Genomic DNA, 15,915 nt, shown 5'->3' on the forward strand with positions numbered 1-15,915 from the left:
GCCCCTTGAGAGTGCCTGCCCCGCTATGGAGTCGATTCAATCGCTGCCCGGAACCGAAGATATTTTGCCCAAGGCGCAGTTTGTCGGCCAAGACTTGAAGGTCGCCGATATTCACACCTGGCAGCGGGTAGAGGCGACGGCCAGGGAGATTTTGGGCCGGGCCGCCTACCGTGAAATTCGCACCCCCACCTTTGAGGCCACCTCGCTGTTTGAACGGGGAATTGGCGAAGCCACCGACGTGGTGGGCAAAGAGATGTACAGCTTTACAGACAAGGGCAATCGCGGCTGTACCCTGCGTCCCGAAGGTACCGCTGGAGTGGTGCGGGCTTATGTGCAGCACAGCCTCTATGCCCAGGGAGGTGTACAGCGGCTCTGGTACACCGGCCCTATGTATCGCTACGAGCGCCCTCAAAAGGGTCGCCAGCGCCAGTTTCACCAGGTAGGAGTCGAGGTGTTAGGCAGTGCCGATCCCCGCGCCGACGTGGAGGTGATTGCCCTGGCTACAGATATCTTGCAGGCCCTGGGGCTGAAGGATCTGACGTTTTATCTGAACTCGGTGGGCGACAGGGGCGATCGCACCCGCTACCGTGAGGCCCTTGTCAACTATCTCACCCCCTACGCGGCGGATTTGGATAAGGATTCGCGCGATCGCCTCACCCGCAATCCCCTGCGCATTCTCGACAGCAAAGACGAAAAAACCCAGGCCATTACTCAGGAAGCGCCCAGCATTTTGGACTACCTGGGGCCAGACTCTAAGCGGCACTTTGACCAGGTGCTGGCCCAGCTTAACGCCCTGGGCATTGCCTACGAGCTAAACCCGCGTCTGGTGCGGGGGCTCGACTACTACACCCACACTGCCTTTGAAATTCAGTCGAGCGATCTGGGGGCTCAAGCCACGGTGTGCGGCGGCGGTCGCTACGACGGCCTGGTAGAAGAACTGGGCGGCCCGGCTACCCCAGCGGTCGGCTGGGCCATTGGTCTAGAGCGGCTCACCCTGCTGCTCGAAGCCCTAGAGCAGGGTAAGGCTATGGCTCCAGATATCTACATGGTCTCGCGCGGCGAGCAGGCCGAAGCCAATGCCCTTCAGCTGGCCCAAAAACTGCGCCATCGGGGAATAGCAGTGGAATTAGACCTCAGCGGTGCGGCCTTTGGTAAGCAGTTCAAGCGGGGCGATCGCAGCGGAGCCGCCGCTTGCCTGATTGTGGGCGACGACGAGGCAGCCCAGGGCACCGTGCAAATTAAATGGCTGTCGTCCGGCGATCAAACCAGCCTGTCCCAGGCGGTGCTACTCAGCGACACCGACGACTTTTTACAGCAGATTCAGCACGCTCGAGCTTAGATAAATGGCTAAATCTCAGCGGACGCAGGGTGGGTATTGCCCACCCTGCGTCCGCTGCCGCTATAGAGCTTGCGGGCACCATTCAGCAGGCGATTTATCTCGATCGGAGCATCCACATTCCCCTTAGAATTTCGTTACAATCAGTTACACGATTAAATATTTTTTACTCAACAATTAATTTGCTGGTCGTATGCCTGACACCATCACCAAACTGGCTTACCAAGCCTTCCAACAGGGCAAAAGCTATTTTGGGCTGGCCCACAAAACCGTAAGCACCCAGGTTATGCAGACGGTCAACCCGCCCAAAAATCTTCAAACTACGCCCCTAGACCTCAAATCTCTTCAACTGCTTCAGCAGCGCATGAGTGCCCTGCTAGAGCGCGACTGGCAGGATGCAGAGACCGGAGTTTATCCCAAAGAGCTGCTGTTCGATAATCCTTGGGATGACTTCTTTCGATTTTATCCCTTGGTGTGCCTCGACCTGCCCAATATCTGGGATCGACTGAACAAGCGCGATCACCACGCTTTTTCTGACGATGTTGACACAGCCGGGTATCCCAAGTATTACCTGCAAAATTTCCACCATCAGACCGATGGCTACCTGAGCGATATGTCGGCTAACTTGTACGACCTCCAGGTAGAAATTCTCTTCAACGGCACCGCTGACCCCATGCGCCGTCGTATCTTAGCCCCCTTAAAGCAGCGTCTAGCATCAGCTGAAATTGGGTCTAGAGCCAAGGTTTTGGATGTGGCCTGCGGTACCGGACGCACCCTCGGCATGATTCGCGAGGCTCTGCCCAAGGCCTCGCTGTACGGAGTTGACCTGTCGCCTGCCTATCTGCGCAAGGCCAATGAAGATCTGTCGGCTAAGCCAGGGGTATTGCCGCAGCTTGTGCAGGCTAACGGCGAAAGTCTGCCGTTTGTGGACAACTATTTTGATGGCGTAGTGAGCGTTTTCTTGTTCCACGAATTACCGGCAGTAGCTCGGCAGAATGTGATCAACGAAATGTATCGCGTCGTTAAACCTGGCGGCACCGTGGTGCTGTGCGACTCAATTCAGCGGCTTGACTCCCCTGAGTTTGAAGCGGCCATGAAAAACTTTCCGGCCATGTTTCACGAACCCTACTATCGTCATTACACCACCGACGACCTCAACCTGCGGCTAACCGACGCCGGGTTCGAATCGGTCAGCAACGAGGTGCACTTTATGAGCAAGTATTGGATCTGTCACAAGCCTGCAATGGTCTAGACGCCAGCTTGGTTAAGCCAATCGTGCCTTAAGCCCCTGATTCATCGGGGGCTTTTGCATGGGCAATACGCCATAGATAAAGCACTGAATCTTCTTCGGAGGATTCCAATGGCAACGTGAGGTCGGGTGCCCAGTCGCCCATGTCGAACATGTGGGTGACAATGCGGCTGCCGGGTTGTAGCTGCGCCTGGAGCCGAGGGCGCAGGCGCAAATTGAGGTGGGGTAGTAGATAAATGAAGACCACCGTGGCGTCGCGAAAGTCGGTTTCAAACAGGTTTTCTTGCTGGAAGGTGAGACGATCGCCTACCCCCTCTTGATCAGCCTTACCCTGAGCCTGCCGCAGCAGTGCCGCATCCACATCGACCCCAACCCCCCGAATGTCGTAATTTGTGGCGGCCTGGATGAGTAACCTGCCATCGCCACAGCCCAGATCGTAGACCACATCTCTAGGGCTGAGTTCGGCCAGCTTGAGCATGGCAGCTATGGCATCGGCGGGGGTGGGTATGAAGCCGATGGCGGGGCGGGGAAAGGCTGGCATTAGATGGGGTGGAGGCTGGCCCAGTGGGCCTGGATATCTTGGATGGTGAATAGGGCCTGGAAAGGTAAATCGTGGCTCTGGTAAAGTTCGGCACCGCCCTGCTGGCGATCGACGAGGGCGAGAATTTGGTTGACCTGGTACCCTGCTTGCTGAAGGCGATCGACGGCTTTAAGGGCTGATTGGCCGGTGGTCACAACATCTTCCAGCACGGTAATGGGGGTGCCCGGAGGTAGCTCAAGCCCCTCAATGTAGGCACGGGTGCCGTGGCCCTTGGCCTCTTTGCGAATGATCAGTGGGAAGAGGGTGCGTTCGTCATAGACGCCCGCTAGACTTACTGCTGTAACCAGGGGATCTGCTCCTAAGGTGAGCCCGGCCACCGCTACGGTATCTGGCGGCAAGCGATCCAGCAGCAGGCGAGCCACCATCAATGCTCCCTGGGGATGCAGGGTAACTAGCTTGCCGTTGATGTAGTAGGTGCTACGTTGCCCTGAGGTCAGCACAAAGTCGCCCTCCTGGTAGGCTCCCCGGCAAAACAGATCGAGCAGGGGCGATCGCAGCTCATCTGTACTAACGCTGAATAGGGCAGCGGAGGGTGCAGCAATTAAAAGTGGGTCCATGGGCGGGTAATTCCTTTAAAGATGCTCCAGTTTTTTGCGATCGCGCTATAAAGGACATGCACTGGGTGATCGGTGCGGCTAAGTTTCGCGTGATCGGCAGGGCCTTGGGCTCTAGACAGTGCGAGGCTTGGGGTTAGGGCACCACCAGAATCGCACCAATCCAATGAGTTGAGGAGGCTTGGCCATGGGCATTCAATTAAATCATATTTCTGGGCTGACGCTGGCGCTGCTAGCTGCTGCCGTCGTTGCTGCTCCGGCAGGGCAGAGTCAAGAGACTCCCCAAACCATTCCTGAGGCCCTAGACGACCTCACCACGACCTATTCTGGCAATCACTTTGAAAATCGTAGCCTCAGTCGTCAGGCCAAACGGATTCTGGGCCTTGACTTTCCCGATCGCGCCCTCGATTGGGATGCTGATGCCACCGCTGCGGCCGTGAGAGATATTATGCTGCTGCAAAACACTTCGGATCCCACCATTCGAGTGCCGGATTTGGCGACTCCCTACACCACCACTTTGCTCACCATGCCGAGCACCAGTACGCCCTACGTGGGTTCTGAGTTTATCTTCGAGGGGCTCTAAACTCTTCATCTGGTTTTCTGGGGCAGGTTCACCTCGCGATCGCCCGAGAGTGGTGCTTTGATAACGAGTGCCAATCCAGGGTGCAGGAGTTGAACCTGCCTAACGCGAATTATGAGTTCGCTGCCTAATCCGCTCGGCCAACCCTGGGATTTGAAGATTACCTAGTGGTAAAACATGTTTCATTGTAGGGCTTGAACCCAAAACCAGATCTTAAATTTTGTTTGAGGCTCGAACCTTATAATTGGGTTACGTCTAAGCCTGGCTCAGACCTAGCTTTGTTAGAGTATTTTTGTTTTTAGGTTTTACCCTGCCCCTGCCATGAACCCTGCCGTAGCGTTTACATTGATTTTGCTCTCGCTGATGATTGGGTCTGGGGTGGTGAGTGCCTCCTGGGGGTTTACCCTGGGGCGGCAGGCGCTGACCGGGGTGCGCCAGCCCGAAACTCGACCCACGAGTGGATCCCCTGTAGCCCGTGAGGCGGGGGCATCGGGCCACGGGAATGTGGTTTTAGTCAACGAGGCTGAGGTTTTAGAGCAGGTAAAGGCTCGCATTAGCGGTGGCCAGTAGCGTTTAGGCGCTGGGACATGGGCGTTTTACCTGACTTATTGACCGTCGTTATTCCTGAACAGCTGCCTGCCGCGGCGATCGCCTCTCGACTGCTAGCGGTGTTGCTGCTGATTGGCATCAACGCCTTTTTTGTGGCGGCTGAGTTTTCTATGGTGTCGGTGCGGCGATCGCGCATTAGCCAGCTCGTTTCCCAGGGAGACGTGCAGGCTAAGACTGTGCAGCAGCTCCAGCGCAGCCTCGATCGCCTGCTTTCGACTACGCAGCTGGGCATTACCCTGTCGAGCCTGGCTCTGGGGTGGGTGGGCGAAAGCACCATGGCCGTCACCCTGGCTTTTTGGATTACCCAAACCCCCTTGAATGCCTACCAGAGCGAAGCCCTAGCCCATGCGCTAGCGGTTCCAATGGCCTTTTTCCTGGTGGCCTATCTGCAAATTGTGCTGGGGGAGCTGTGCCCCAAGTCGGTGGCGATGCTCTATCCCGAGCAGGTGGCCCGGTTTTTAGGGCCGCCCAGCCTCACCATTGCGCGGCTGTTTAACCCCTTCATCTGGATTCTAAACCAGTCAACCCGGCTGCTGCTGCGGCTGGTCAATATTCAGTACAGCGACCAGGTGAGCTACAGCCGCCTTACCCCCGAAGAGCTCCAGCTGATCATTCGCACCACTGCCGAAACCCCTGGCCTGGAGGCCGAAGAGCGCGAAATTCTCAACAACGTGTTTGAGTTTCGCGATGTTACCGCTGGAGAGATCATGGTGCCTCGCACCCAGATCAACGCCATTCCCCTAGCGGCCACCTTTGGGGAGCTGATCGAGGTGGTGGCCGACACCGAGCATTCCCGCTATCCCATCATGGGTGACTCCCTCGACGATATCCAGGGCACGGTTGAGCTAAAGCAGTTTTTGCAGCCCCTGGCCCGCCAGCAGATCGACGCGGATACCCCCATTCGCCCCTGGGTCAAGCCCGCCCGCTTTGTGCCCGAGTACACGCCGCTGCACGAACTGCTGGCCACCATGCAGCGCACTGGCCAGGAGTTGGTCGTGGTGGTCGATGAATTTGGCGGTACCGCTGGCCTGCTCACCCTGCGCGACCTGATCACTGAGATCATTGGCGAAATCCATGAGCCCGACAACGACACCGAGCAGCTCGTGCAGCTGCTGGAGGATCAGTCGTACCGTATTAAAGCCCACACCGATCTTGAGGAAGTCAACACCTTGCTCAACCTCACGCTGCCCTACTCCGACGACTACCAGACCCTAGGCGGGTTTTTGATTTATCAGATGCAAAAGATTCCCCATACGGGCGATCGCCTGATGTTTGCCGAGCGCGAATGGATTGTGCTATCGACCGATGGCCCGCGCCTTGGCGACATCTTGGTGCGATCGCTCGAACCCCCTTCCCAGCCGTCTGAGCAGGGAGGCCATGCCCCCGCAGCGGCAGCTAGCGACTCCGATGGCTTCCCCTTAAACTAGCCGCGCCTAGACAGCTCAAGAACTGCCACAGCTCGCTGAGCGCCCCGGTTCAGTCTCGGTATGGTGAAGTGGGACAGCAAAGAAATCAAGAAATGGTTTGATAGGCCGCGATCGCGCTATAAATCCGTGGTTCTCGGTTAAAGAATGTCGCTATTCTTTACAGTGTGAAGCACTGTGATAGTATCTGAGTAATTTTACCTGGCCGTCTCAGTTCTCCACTCGCTCTGACGTTCGCACATATCAACTGTCGGCGTATCTTTGTCTCCTAGAGGAAGGACAGGCGTGCAAAATCCCATGTTGTCATCTGCCTTAGACATGCACCTATCGCGAAATTTGCCCGATCCTATCCGTGTTGGCGTTATTGGCGTAGGCAACATGGGTCAGCACCACACCCGCGTGCTGAGCCGGTTCAAAGACGTAGAACTGGTGGGCGTGTCTGATGTCAATGTAGAGCGCGGCCTCGACACTGCGGGCAAGTACCGAGTGCGATTTTTTGAAGATTACCAAGAGTTGCTCAAGCACGTCGATGCCGTGTGCGTAGCAGTGCCCACCCGGCTCCACCACACCGTGGGCATGGCCTGTTTGCAGGCCGGGGTGCATGTCTTAATCGAAAAGCCCATCGCTGCCAGCATTGCCGAGGCCGAGTCGCTGGTGAATGCTGCTGCCGAAGCCAACTGCATTTTGCAAGTAGGCCACATTGAGCGGTTTAACCCTGCCTTCCAAGAGCTCCACAAAGTCCTCAAAACCGAAGAACTGCTGGCCCTAGAGGCCCGCCGCATGAGCCCCTACTCCCAGAGGGCTAACGATGTGTCGGTGGTGCTCGATCTCATGATCCACGACATCGACCTGCTGCTAGAGCTGGCGGGGTCTACGGTCTCTACCCTGACCGCCAGCGGCAGCCGCGCCTCAAACTCGGGCTATCTCGACTACGTTACCGCTACCCTGGGCTTTAGCAATGGCATTGTGGCCACGCTGACCTCCAGCAAGGTCACCCACCGCAAAATTCGCAGCATTACGGCCCACTGCAAAAACTCCCTCACCGACGCCGATTTTCTCAACAACGAGATTTTGATTCACCGGCAGACCACTGCCGACTGCTCCACCGACTACGGCCAAGTGCTCTACCGCCAGGATGGCCTAATTGAAAAAGTTTACACCAGCAACATTGAGCCCCTCCACGCCGAGCTGGAGCACTTTGTCAACTGCGTGCGCGGCGGCGAAAAACCCTCGGTCGGCGGCGAGCAGGCGTTAAAAGCCCTGCGCTTAGCTAGCCTGATTGAGCAAATGGCCCTAGACGGCAAACCCTGGCACCACTTCGACCCCACAGCCCTGGGCAAAGAGCTGACGGTAGCGGTTTAAGCTCTGTCTTTAGAATTAGGTTGTTGAACTAAGGCATTACCTTAATCGGAGTGCCCACCTTAACGTGGCTGTACAGAGTGTGGATGTCTGATTCGAGCATGCGTACGCAGCCGTGGGAAACCGCCTCGCCGATCAGGGTTTCCTGGTTGGTGCCGTGGATGCCGATGTGGTACTGCCCCTCTACCAAAAAGCCGATCCACCGCGAGCCCAAGGGATTGCCCGGGCCGGGGCCAACGGCTTCTTTGGTGATAGGGTGCTGCCACACCGGGTCGGTGCGCATGTCGCGGATGGCAAATTCGCCTGTCGGAGTTTCCCAGTCGTCTTGACCAATCGCCACCGTGAACTCGTCTCGCACCTCGTCGTTTTGGTAGAGGGTGAGCCGCCGCCGACTAAGGCTAATCACCACGCGGGTATTAGCGGTCATCAGGGTATCTGGGGCCTGGGTCATGACGGTGGAGAGTCGCGCCAGGCGGGTGCGGGCAAAGGGTTGCTCCAGCCGCCAGCGGGAGCTGACCTGATCTTGCCAGGCACCAGCGGCCAGCAGGCCAGCTGCGGCGTAGCACAGCACCACAAGGCAGCGTTTTAGGGGAGAGGGCGCATCCATCGGGTCGGTGTAGTCTCCCGGTACTCTTCTTCAGCATACCGCCATCCCCTGGTGGCAGAACGCAGTCCAGACAAGTGATGTCGGGGTTGATATGATGAAAGCGCAATCACAAGGTCGGGGTTTGAGACGGTGGCGGTAAAACCAGATTGGCTACGGGTAAAAGCGCCCCAGTGGGAGCGAGTGGGCGAGGTCAAGGCAATTTTGCAAGACCTAGGCCTCAACACCGTCTGCGAGGAGGCCTCGTGCCCCAACATTGGCGAGTGCTTCAAGGCCGGTACGGCCACGTTTTTGATTATGGGGCCAGCCTGCACTCGGGCCTGCCCCTACTGCGACATCGACTTTGAGAAAAAGCCCCAGGCGCTCGACCCTACAGAGCCTCTGCGCCTGGCGGAGTCGGTGCGGCGCATGAAGCTCAAACACGTGGTGATTACCTCGGTCAACCGCGACGATCTGGCCGATGGCGGGGCCAGCCAGTTTGTGGCCTGCATTGAAGCAATTCAGCAGACGACCCCAGCCACCACAATTGAGGTGTTGATTCCCGACCTGTGCGGCAATTGGCAGGCGCTGGAGACGATCTTGGCGTCACGGCCCCACGTGCTCAATCACAATACTGAAACAGTGCCCCGGCTCTACCGGCGGGTGCGACCCCAGGGCGACTATGGGCGATCGCTCGAACTGCTACGCCGCACCCGAGCTCTGGCTCCCTGGGTTTACACCAAATCGGGCCTGATGGCGGGCCTGGGCGAAAACGACGCTGAGATTCAGCAGGTGATGGATGACCTGCGGAGCGTAGACTGCGACATTTTGACCCTGGGGCAGTACCTCTCGCCGGGGTCAAAGCACCTGCCCGTGGCGGAGTTTGTGACTCCGGCTCAGTTTGATGCCTGGCGGATAGCGGGGGAGATGAAGGGCTTTTTACAGGTCGTGTCGTCGCCGCTCACGCGCAGCTCTTACCATGCTGAAGACGTGCAACGGTTGATGGCTCAGAATCCTCGCTAGGGTTTGGGAGCTTTTCTGGGGATCGTTACCCAGGGAATTTGGCCTGGGACGTTTCACCTGGGAATCTTAGGTGGAATCGTCACGATGGAACCGTGAACTCTGCGCTGCCGTCAAGGGGATGGCAGGGCGTCTACCACAGTTCATGTTTCACCCTCAGGAGATACCCATGCACCAATGGAAACAGGTTTTAGGCTCTAGGTCGGCTAGCACGGCCCTATTGGCAGCGGTCTTGGCTGGGCTACTGCCGGGGATGGTGGTGCCAGCGGCGATCGCCCAGCGCCCAACGGTAACAGCAGCCCAAGCCGATGTGACGATCGCCCAGGAGATTCTGCGCCTAGTCAACGTCGAACGCCAGCGGGTCAATGCCCCGCCCCTGGTGCTCAATGACAAGCTCACCGCCGCCGCCCAGCGCCATGCTCAAGACATGGCTACCAGCCGCCGCATGAGCCACACCGGCTCTGACGGATCAACGATGCGATCGCGCATTGACGCCACCCAATACAACTGGTCAACCATTGGCGAAAATGTCGCCATGGGGCAGCCCACCGCCGCTGCCGTTATGACTGCGTGGATGAACAGCCCTGGCCACCGCCAGAATATCCTCAATCCCGCGTTCACTGAACTGGGAGTGGGCTACGCTACAGGGGCGAATCGCCCTTACTGGGCGCAGGTATTTGCCAGACCGCGCTAGGTGCTAGCCAAGAAGGATATTTGCGCTTTTCACTCAAATTTCGGAGTATTTATTTGAATATGAACACTCCGAATTGCGCTCGAAACGGTATAACAGACTACAGTGTTGCGTCATGTGAACAAACGTAAGGTTACGCATCAACTGCTTTGATCCTCAGGACGCGAGTTGCACTATGTAGTTGGGATGGTAAGTACATATCCTCATTGCCATCCAACTTTTGGAGGGCTGTTCCATGACTATGACAACCGCTAATCCGATCCTTGCTCGACACTACACGCTAGATGAGATTCGCGATGAAGCTAAGCAGTTGGTAGAGTGTGGCACGCTAGACCGCTGCCAGCCCATTTGCGCGCTGTGCGGCTACATTGCGGCCCGAGAATGGCCGTATATTGAGGCTGAGCTAGAAGTTAACGACTACGGCCTGCGCGATCGCATTGGCGATCTGATCCCCCACGAAACCTGGAGCAACGACTAGCGGTTTCTAGAACCATAGAGAGTGACCGAGCGATTTCCAGGGGGATCGCTAGGGCTATGGACTAGCCACTGTTCCCCCACCTGGTTGAGGGCCACCATAATCGGCTGCACTTCCTGTCCTTTCGGGGTTAGCGAATACTCCACCCGTGGTGGCACCTCAGGAAATACGGTGCGCTTGACTAAGCCGTAGCTTTCTAGCTCCCGCAAGCGGGCAGTGAGGGTTTTAGTGCTAATGCCGGGCAGAGCCGACAGAAACTCGTTGGTGCGACGGCTGCCTTGAAACAGCTCTTGCAAGATGAGAATGGCCCACTTGCCGCCAATGTATGACAACACCAAATGAACCGGACAATCGAGCTTCGTACCGTTGGATATGTGAGGCATTGGCATCACTCCGGTATGGGGATGTCATTTTCCATTGTGAAGGATTATTCCTGGGCCGTTGGTTACTTTGGCACCATATGCCAAAAATTTAAGCTTCTTTTTAGATCTGCCTCAAAGGTCTTTGTCCAGCACTTCGGTGAGCCATTTGGGGCTCAAGCTCGAAAAGATCTAGCTGCGCCTCACGTCCTTGAAGGCTAACCAAGTCTCGGCGCAGTCATGCTTTCATAGATTGAGGCTGGTTTTTGGCTAAACGCGCCCTGCTCAGATTCACAGCTTGGGCAGTCGGCCTTATAAAATTGGGATGATAGGGTATGGGTAAGCCGTGCTAGCCTAGATTTTCTGCTTAATTTTTTGGTTTTCCCCGTATCAGGTGTGGCTATGTCGTCCCAAAAGCCTTTCCGCAATCCTAACCGTGCTTCTGGGCCGGAGCCTCGCCACAATTCTGAAGGATACCAGGGCGGCAAACCCCGCCAGGGTGGCGAGGGCAAGCCCCGCTACGACAACGACAAGCCCCGCTACAAAGACGATAAACCTCGTTACGGTGAGGGCAAACCGCGATATGAAGGCAGTAAGCCCCGCTACGGCGACGAGAAGCCTCGCCAGGGAGGGGAAAAGCCACGCTACGACGGCGGCAAACCCCGTTATGGTGATGATAAGCCACGCTACGACGGCGGCAAACCGCGTCAGGGGGGCGAAAAGCCGCGCTATGGGGATGCAAAACCCCGCTATGAGGGTGACAAGTCCCGTTTCAAAGACAACAAGCAGCGCTATGGCAGCGAGAAGCCCCGCCAGGGGGGCGAAAAGCCGCGCTATGGAGATGACAAACCCCGGTACGACAGCGGCAAACCCCAGTTCAAAGATGATAAACCCCGCTACGAAGGCGGCAAGCCCCGGTTCAAAGATGATAAACCTCGCTATGGCGGTGATAAGCCCCGTTATGAGGGCGGCAAGCCTCGTTACGATGAAGGTAAGTCTCGCTATGGGGCCGACCGTACTGCCTCTGCGCCACCGCGATCGTTTGGGGTCAGCAGTCAAGCTGCGGGGGATGGCGACGATGTGCAGGACGAAACCGATCTAATCTACGGTCGCCATGCTGTAGAAGCGGCGCTGCAAGCCCAACGTCCTCTCAACCGAGTTTGGGTCAACGATCGCATTCGCTACGATCCCCGATTTCTATCGCTGATCGATGAGGCAAAGGCCAACGGCGCGGTCATCGACGAAGTCGACACCAATCGACTCAACCAGATTACCTCCGGGGCTACCCACCAGGGAATCGCGGCCCAGGCGGCTGCCCACGCCTACCACGACCTCGATAAGATGATCGAGACGGCCCTGGGAGCAGCCAAAGTACCGGTGATTATCGCCGCCGATAGCATTACCGATCCCCACAATCTGGGGGCGATTATTCGCACCGCCGAAGCCCTAGGAGCCCAGGGAATCGTGATCCCGCAGCGGCGGGCCGTGGGTATAACAGCAACTGTGGCCAAAGTCGCCACCGGAGCTTTAGAAAGTTTGCCAGTGGCCCGGGTCGTCAACCTCAAGCGCGCCCTTGACACCCTCAAAGAAAAGGGATTTTGGATCTATGGCTTGTCTTCAGAAGCCAGCCAACCGGTGCATCGCACCACCTTCGATCGCCCAACGGTAATTGTGGTGGGGGCCGAGGGCAGCGGCCTCAGCCTGACGGTGCAGCAAAGTTGCGACACGCTGGTGTCAGTTCCGCTGCGGGGGACGGTTCCTAGCCTAAATGCATCGGTGGCTACAGGCATGGCGCTCTATGAGATCTATCGTCATCAATGGGTAGCGCAGGAACAAATTTCCTCTTTGCAAAATCAAAAGCAAAGCAGTATAACCAAAAATGGTGCGGCGCTGCCTAAGAATGGTTTAGAGCCGTAGCTATCCCTTGAAAACCATTTCAAAATAGGCAGATAGGCAGGATCTATGAATAATCTTTTAGGTCGCTTTTTAGCTAGCGTTTTTGGGCCGAGCAAAGCCTGGTGGGTAGAGATTAAAACTAGTCAGCCCGCCTGCACCTATTATTTTGGCCCCTTTGACAGCGAGTCTGAGGCCCACGGAGCCAAGGGTGGCTACGTTGAAGACCTAGAACAGGAAGGGGCGCAAAATATTCAAATGGTGGTTTCTCTGTGCCGCAGCCCTGAGCAGCTCACCATCACCGACGAGTGGGATACCCCCGTGGGGGGCTTCTCAACTCCGGCTTTTAGCGGTCAACCCTAGGGAACTGGGGCGATCGCCTGGGGGGGGCAGCGAAAAATTATGCGCTTTGTGGGTTGAGAGAGCATCTAAGATGGTTGTCCTTGGGCTCTGACCAACCTATAAGGTCAACGCTTACAGGATCTTTAAGTTGATCTGTAGTCATCGTTGCCCAGCGCTATCTCGGCGTTGTGTCGTTCTAGCCAGACATCAATATCGGCTAGCAGCCGATTGGGAATTTCCCAAGGCAGCAGGTGGGCGGTGTTGGAATAGCAGTGGCTCTCTGCTCTGGGCAGGTGAGCAGCGGTTTCGAGGCTGGCTTGGGCGGTGATGTGGCAGTCGTCTGCGCCGCAGAGCACCAGACAGGGAACAGCGATCGCCCTCAGATCGCCCAGGCGATTGTAGCGGCGGGCCAGGGCGCGATTGAGGGCACGGTGGGCCAAGGGTGAGGTGCCCAAGTAGGCCCAAAAGCCTTCCTTTGCTAAACGCTGGTAGGCGTGGGGGGTATGCTGCCGCAGCAGGTAGCGGTAGAGCGATCGCGGCCCCAGCCCGTGGCGCACCAGCCCATTGCCGGGAGCAATCACATTCAAAATTGACCCGAGCCCGGTGTTGACCATCTCTAGCCAGGTAGTGGGTGGATGGGCACCCACGGGGCGGGCGGCGGTGGCGACAAGAATCAGCCCCGCCACGCGGTGGGGGTGGCGTAGCGCCAGTTCGATCGCCAAAATACCGCCCAACGACCAGCCCAGCACCAGGCAGCGCTCGATCCCCTGGGTGTCGAGCAGTTCTACCAGGTCGGTGAGGCTATCGTCGAGGTCGAAGGGCGATCGCGTTTGGCTGGCCCCGTAGCCCCGCAGGTCGGGGGCCAGGGTTTGGTAGCGATCGCTCAGCCGTTCTGTAAACACCCCCATAGTTTTGGCCGACCCCGGATGCCCGTGCAGGCACAGTATCGGGAAGCCCTTGCCCTGGATGGTGCAGTGGAGTTTCATGGCGTGTGGCGATCCCCGGTGTAGCGCAACCCGATTCACCATAGCCTGGCTGGGCGGCTGTTGCCAGCTAGACCTAAGGTTGGGATCGGCAGACTGTTGATCGCTGGATACGCAACGATAGCCCTCGCGGTTGAGGTATTCCCAGGCTAGGGCTGGGATGGAGCGTCTAGGGTTGGAGTTAGGGGAATGGTAGTCAGCTCCGAGGTGGAAGAGGGCGTTTCCACGCAGGGAGCAATGGGATTTTCTTTGCTTAGAGTAGAGGCCAAATCAAGGCTAGGATCGGCCTGATTAGCGGGGCTAAACTGCGGCAGCGATGCTGACGATCCTTGAGCTTCGAGGGTAGCTGGCACTGGCTGACCGCTGGGCAACAGGCAGTAGGCAATCGGCAGATCCTTAGAGGGATTGCTCGCTGTTGGGATGAGGCGAACCGCTGCGGGACTGATCTGGCTCTGGTGGTGTAACTCTGGTGCGGCCGAGGTTTCCCCTAGAGTGGTGGTTTCGGGTGGGCGGCTTTCGGGGTTGGGGATTGTGGTTTGGGGGGTAGGGGCTGCGATTCGCGCAGTAGTCCGCTCCGGAATCGCGCTTACCTCAGGAATATTGTCTCCAGCGGTGGAGTCGTCAGTCTCAGCCGCCGATTCCGTAAGCTGAGGGCGAACGAAATTGGGGCGGGGAGATGGCGGGTTGAGGGGCAGGCTCTCGGGGGGCGCAATGGCCGCCTCTGCACGGGCCGATTCCCACAGTCCCGGCGCTTGGTTAACGGGGTCACTTGCCACGGCGGCTGACACGGCTTGGCTCTGGTGGCTCTCGCCATTGGTCTCCAGACCCACGGTGGGTTGGACGACAGGCGTTAAGGCCACTGGGCCACTGGATTGGTGGCCACCAGCGGCCCCTGGTGCTGGTGCAGACGACTCTGACCTGATTGCGATCGCTGGCGTTGGCGCATCGGTTGTAGATGACTCTGACCTGATCGCGATCGCTGGCGTTGGCGCATCGGTTGCCGCGGCGCTGGCCTCCGAACTATTGGGTTTAGGGGATGTATTCCCCTCGACAATGGCCACCTGAGAGGCGCTTGTCTCACCTGGGGTCAAGGATTCTGGCTGCTGGGCGGTCAGGGTATCGCCGTGGAGCCTAGCGGTGGCGGGCAACTCAGTAGGGGTACGGGCTACGGTCAGCACCGGGGCAGGCTGTTGGGAGCGGGCGCTGTAGCTCTGGTGTCGCAACGGCGCAACGGGATAGTTGCGGGCGACGCTGGCCGATGCCGCCCCACCTGGGTCAGGGGCAGAGGCAGGGGTGCTTGCCTGGGGCGCGCTGGGGGTCGGTCGAGGAGGCGTTGGCAGCGCGGCGATCGCCTGGGGACTAAAGCTGGGGCTCTGAATCGGGTTAAAAGCAGGAGATTCCTGCTCAACGGTGGGTTTTACCGGGCTGGCCCCTGAGAGGTTGGGCTGGGCCAGAGTAGAGGGCTGGGGTGCGGTCACTACCGGAGTGGATGGCGCAAGCCGTGAGCCCTGCTGGTTCCGCAGGCGCGCTAGTCGCTGGCGTAGCTCTGCGGCCTGGGGTACGGCCTTGCTGCTGCTGGCCGTGGTAGCGGCTGGTTTCCCCGAAGATAAGCTGAGGCGATAGCCGCCCTGAATAACCTGTCGGGGACGCACCTCGGGGCGAGCCATCGGGCTAGAAGCGGTGGCGGTTAACCCCGGCTGAGCCTGGATGTCGGCGGTGTCTTCCCCGTCGAGGGGGGCCGCGCTCGGGTTAGGAGAGCTGGATTGGTCGGCGCTACAGGCCGCCAAAGCCAGTAGACCGCTGCACGATGCTAGAGCCCAGACACGCATAACGCAAAATTTCCTAGGATTGGTCAGA

Annotated in this window: 17 protein-coding genes and 1 tRNA gene; 11 read left to right on the top strand and 7 right to left on the bottom strand. The window is 58.0% G+C overall.

The annotated features are described in order from the left end of the window. Positions 1–25 precede the first annotated feature (25 nt). Together hisS and VB780_RS01355 are read left to right on the top strand one after the other, a co-directional pair. Entirely contained in the window at positions 26–1,339 is a 1,314-nt protein-coding gene (gene hisS / locus VB780_RS01350) for a histidine--tRNA ligase (protein ID WP_323349338.1), read from the top strand. Positions 1,340–1,529: 190 nt separating this feature from the next. Continuing rightward, the gene (locus VB780_RS01355; RefSeq protein WP_323349339.1) at positions 1,530–2,588 is read left to right on the top strand and encodes a class I SAM-dependent methyltransferase; all 1,059 of its coding nucleotides are present in this window, start codon (positions 1,530–1,532) and stop codon (positions 2,586–2,588) included. A 28-nt stretch (positions 2,589–2,616) separates the two neighbouring features. Here the strand turns inward: VB780_RS01355 and VB780_RS01360 are convergent, their stop codons facing one another. Then, complete coding sequence (locus tag VB780_RS01360; protein ID WP_323349340.1) at positions 2,617–3,126, bottom strand: class I SAM-dependent methyltransferase; 510 nt, start codon at positions 3,124–3,126, stop codon at positions 2,617–2,619. After that, the gene (gene pyrE, locus VB780_RS01365) at positions 3,126–3,743 is read right to left on the bottom strand and encodes an orotate phosphoribosyltransferase (RefSeq protein ID WP_323349341.1); all 618 of its coding nucleotides are present in this window, start codon (positions 3,741–3,743) and stop codon (positions 3,126–3,128) included. Before pyrE ends, VB780_RS01360 begins: the two co-directional genes overlap by 1 nt. A gap of 184 nt (positions 3,744–3,927) precedes the next feature. Between pyrE and VB780_RS01370 the strand changes: the two genes are divergently transcribed. Then, the gene (locus VB780_RS01370; protein ID WP_323349342.1) at positions 3,928–4,323 is read left to right on the top strand and encodes a hypothetical protein; all 396 of its coding nucleotides are present in this window, start codon (positions 3,928–3,930) and stop codon (positions 4,321–4,323) included. A gap of 74 nt (positions 4,324–4,397) precedes the next feature. On the opposite strand, the gene VB780_RS01375 is transcribed toward VB780_RS01370, so the two are convergent. Then, positions 4,398–4,470, bottom strand: a tRNA-Ile gene (locus VB780_RS01375). 171 nt (positions 4,471–4,641) lie between these two features. Between VB780_RS01375 and VB780_RS01380 the strand changes: the two genes are divergently transcribed. The 3 genes from VB780_RS01380 (at position 4,642) to VB780_RS01390 (ending at position 7,715) form a co-directional block, all read left to right on the top strand. Then, positions 4,642–4,890: a hypothetical protein gene (locus VB780_RS01380; protein ID WP_323349343.1), complete on the top strand. Its 249-nt coding sequence runs from the start codon at positions 4,642–4,644 to the stop codon at positions 4,888–4,890. Between the two features lie 17 nt (positions 4,891–4,907). Further along, complete coding sequence (locus tag VB780_RS01385; protein WP_323349344.1) at positions 4,908–6,356, top strand: hemolysin family protein; 1,449 nt, start codon at positions 4,908–4,910, stop codon at positions 6,354–6,356. A gap of 294 nt (positions 6,357–6,650) precedes the next feature. Next, positions 6,651–7,715, top strand: coding sequence for a Gfo/Idh/MocA family oxidoreductase (locus VB780_RS01390; protein ID WP_323349345.1), 1,065 nt, complete (start codon positions 6,651–6,653; stop codon positions 7,713–7,715). A gap of 28 nt (positions 7,716–7,743) precedes the next feature. Here VB780_RS01390 and VB780_RS01395 read toward each other — a convergent pair whose 3' ends face one another. Beyond that, on the bottom strand, positions 7,744–8,319 hold the full coding sequence (locus tag VB780_RS01395; protein WP_323349346.1) for a L,D-transpeptidase: 576 nt from the start codon (positions 8,317–8,319) through the stop codon (positions 7,744–7,746). Positions 8,320–8,448: 129 nt separating this feature from the next. Here VB780_RS01395 and lipA point away from each other — a divergent pair, with 129 nt between their 5' ends. The 3 genes from lipA (at position 8,449) to VB780_RS01410 (ending at position 10,484) form a co-directional block, all read left to right on the top strand. Next, the gene (gene lipA, locus VB780_RS01400; RefSeq protein WP_323349347.1) at positions 8,449–9,318 is read left to right on the top strand and encodes a lipoyl synthase; all 870 of its coding nucleotides are present in this window, start codon (positions 8,449–8,451) and stop codon (positions 9,316–9,318) included. 166 nt (positions 9,319–9,484) lie between these two features. Beyond that, complete coding sequence (locus VB780_RS01405) at positions 9,485–10,009, top strand: CAP domain-containing protein (RefSeq protein WP_323349349.1); 525 nt, start codon at positions 9,485–9,487, stop codon at positions 10,007–10,009. A gap of 232 nt (positions 10,010–10,241) precedes the next feature. Next, positions 10,242–10,484, top strand: a complete 243-nt coding sequence (locus tag VB780_RS01410; protein ID WP_323349350.1) for a DUF4327 family protein — start codon at positions 10,242–10,244, stop codon at positions 10,482–10,484. Here the strand turns inward: VB780_RS01410 and VB780_RS01415 are convergent. Next, positions 10,481–10,864, bottom strand: coding sequence for a helix-turn-helix domain-containing protein (locus tag VB780_RS01415; RefSeq protein WP_323349351.1), 384 nt, complete (start codon positions 10,862–10,864; stop codon positions 10,481–10,483). The genes VB780_RS01410 and VB780_RS01415 overlap by 4 nt on opposite strands. Positions 10,865–11,242: 378 nt before the next feature. Here VB780_RS01415 and rlmB point away from each other — a divergent pair, with 378 nt between their 5' ends. Together rlmB and VB780_RS01425 are read left to right on the top strand one after the other, a co-directional pair. Then, the gene (gene rlmB, locus VB780_RS01420) at positions 11,243–12,757 is read left to right on the top strand and encodes a 23S rRNA (guanosine(2251)-2'-O)-methyltransferase RlmB (protein ID WP_323349352.1); all 1,515 of its coding nucleotides are present in this window, start codon (positions 11,243–11,245) and stop codon (positions 12,755–12,757) included. Between the two features lie 45 nt (positions 12,758–12,802). Then, positions 12,803–13,096, top strand: a complete 294-nt coding sequence (locus tag VB780_RS01425) for a DUF1816 domain-containing protein (RefSeq protein ID WP_323349353.1) — start codon at positions 12,803–12,805, stop codon at positions 13,094–13,096. Positions 13,097–13,218: 122 nt separating this feature from the next. Here the strand turns inward: VB780_RS01425 and VB780_RS01430 are convergent, their stop codons facing one another. Next, positions 13,219–14,061, bottom strand: coding sequence for an alpha/beta hydrolase (locus VB780_RS01430; protein ID WP_323349354.1), 843 nt, complete (start codon positions 14,059–14,061; stop codon positions 13,219–13,221). Positions 14,062–14,207: 146 nt separating this feature from the next. Further along, on the bottom strand, positions 14,208–15,887 hold the full coding sequence (locus tag VB780_RS01435) for a hypothetical protein (RefSeq protein WP_323349355.1): 1,680 nt from the start codon (positions 15,885–15,887) through the stop codon (positions 14,208–14,210). Between the last annotated feature and the right edge of the window lie 28 nt (positions 15,888–15,915).

This window comes from Leptolyngbya sp. CCNP1308, assembly GCF_034932455.1.
In the GTDB taxonomy this organism is placed as follows: Bacteria; Cyanobacteriota; Cyanobacteriia; order Phormidesmidales; family Phormidesmidaceae; genus Nodosilinea.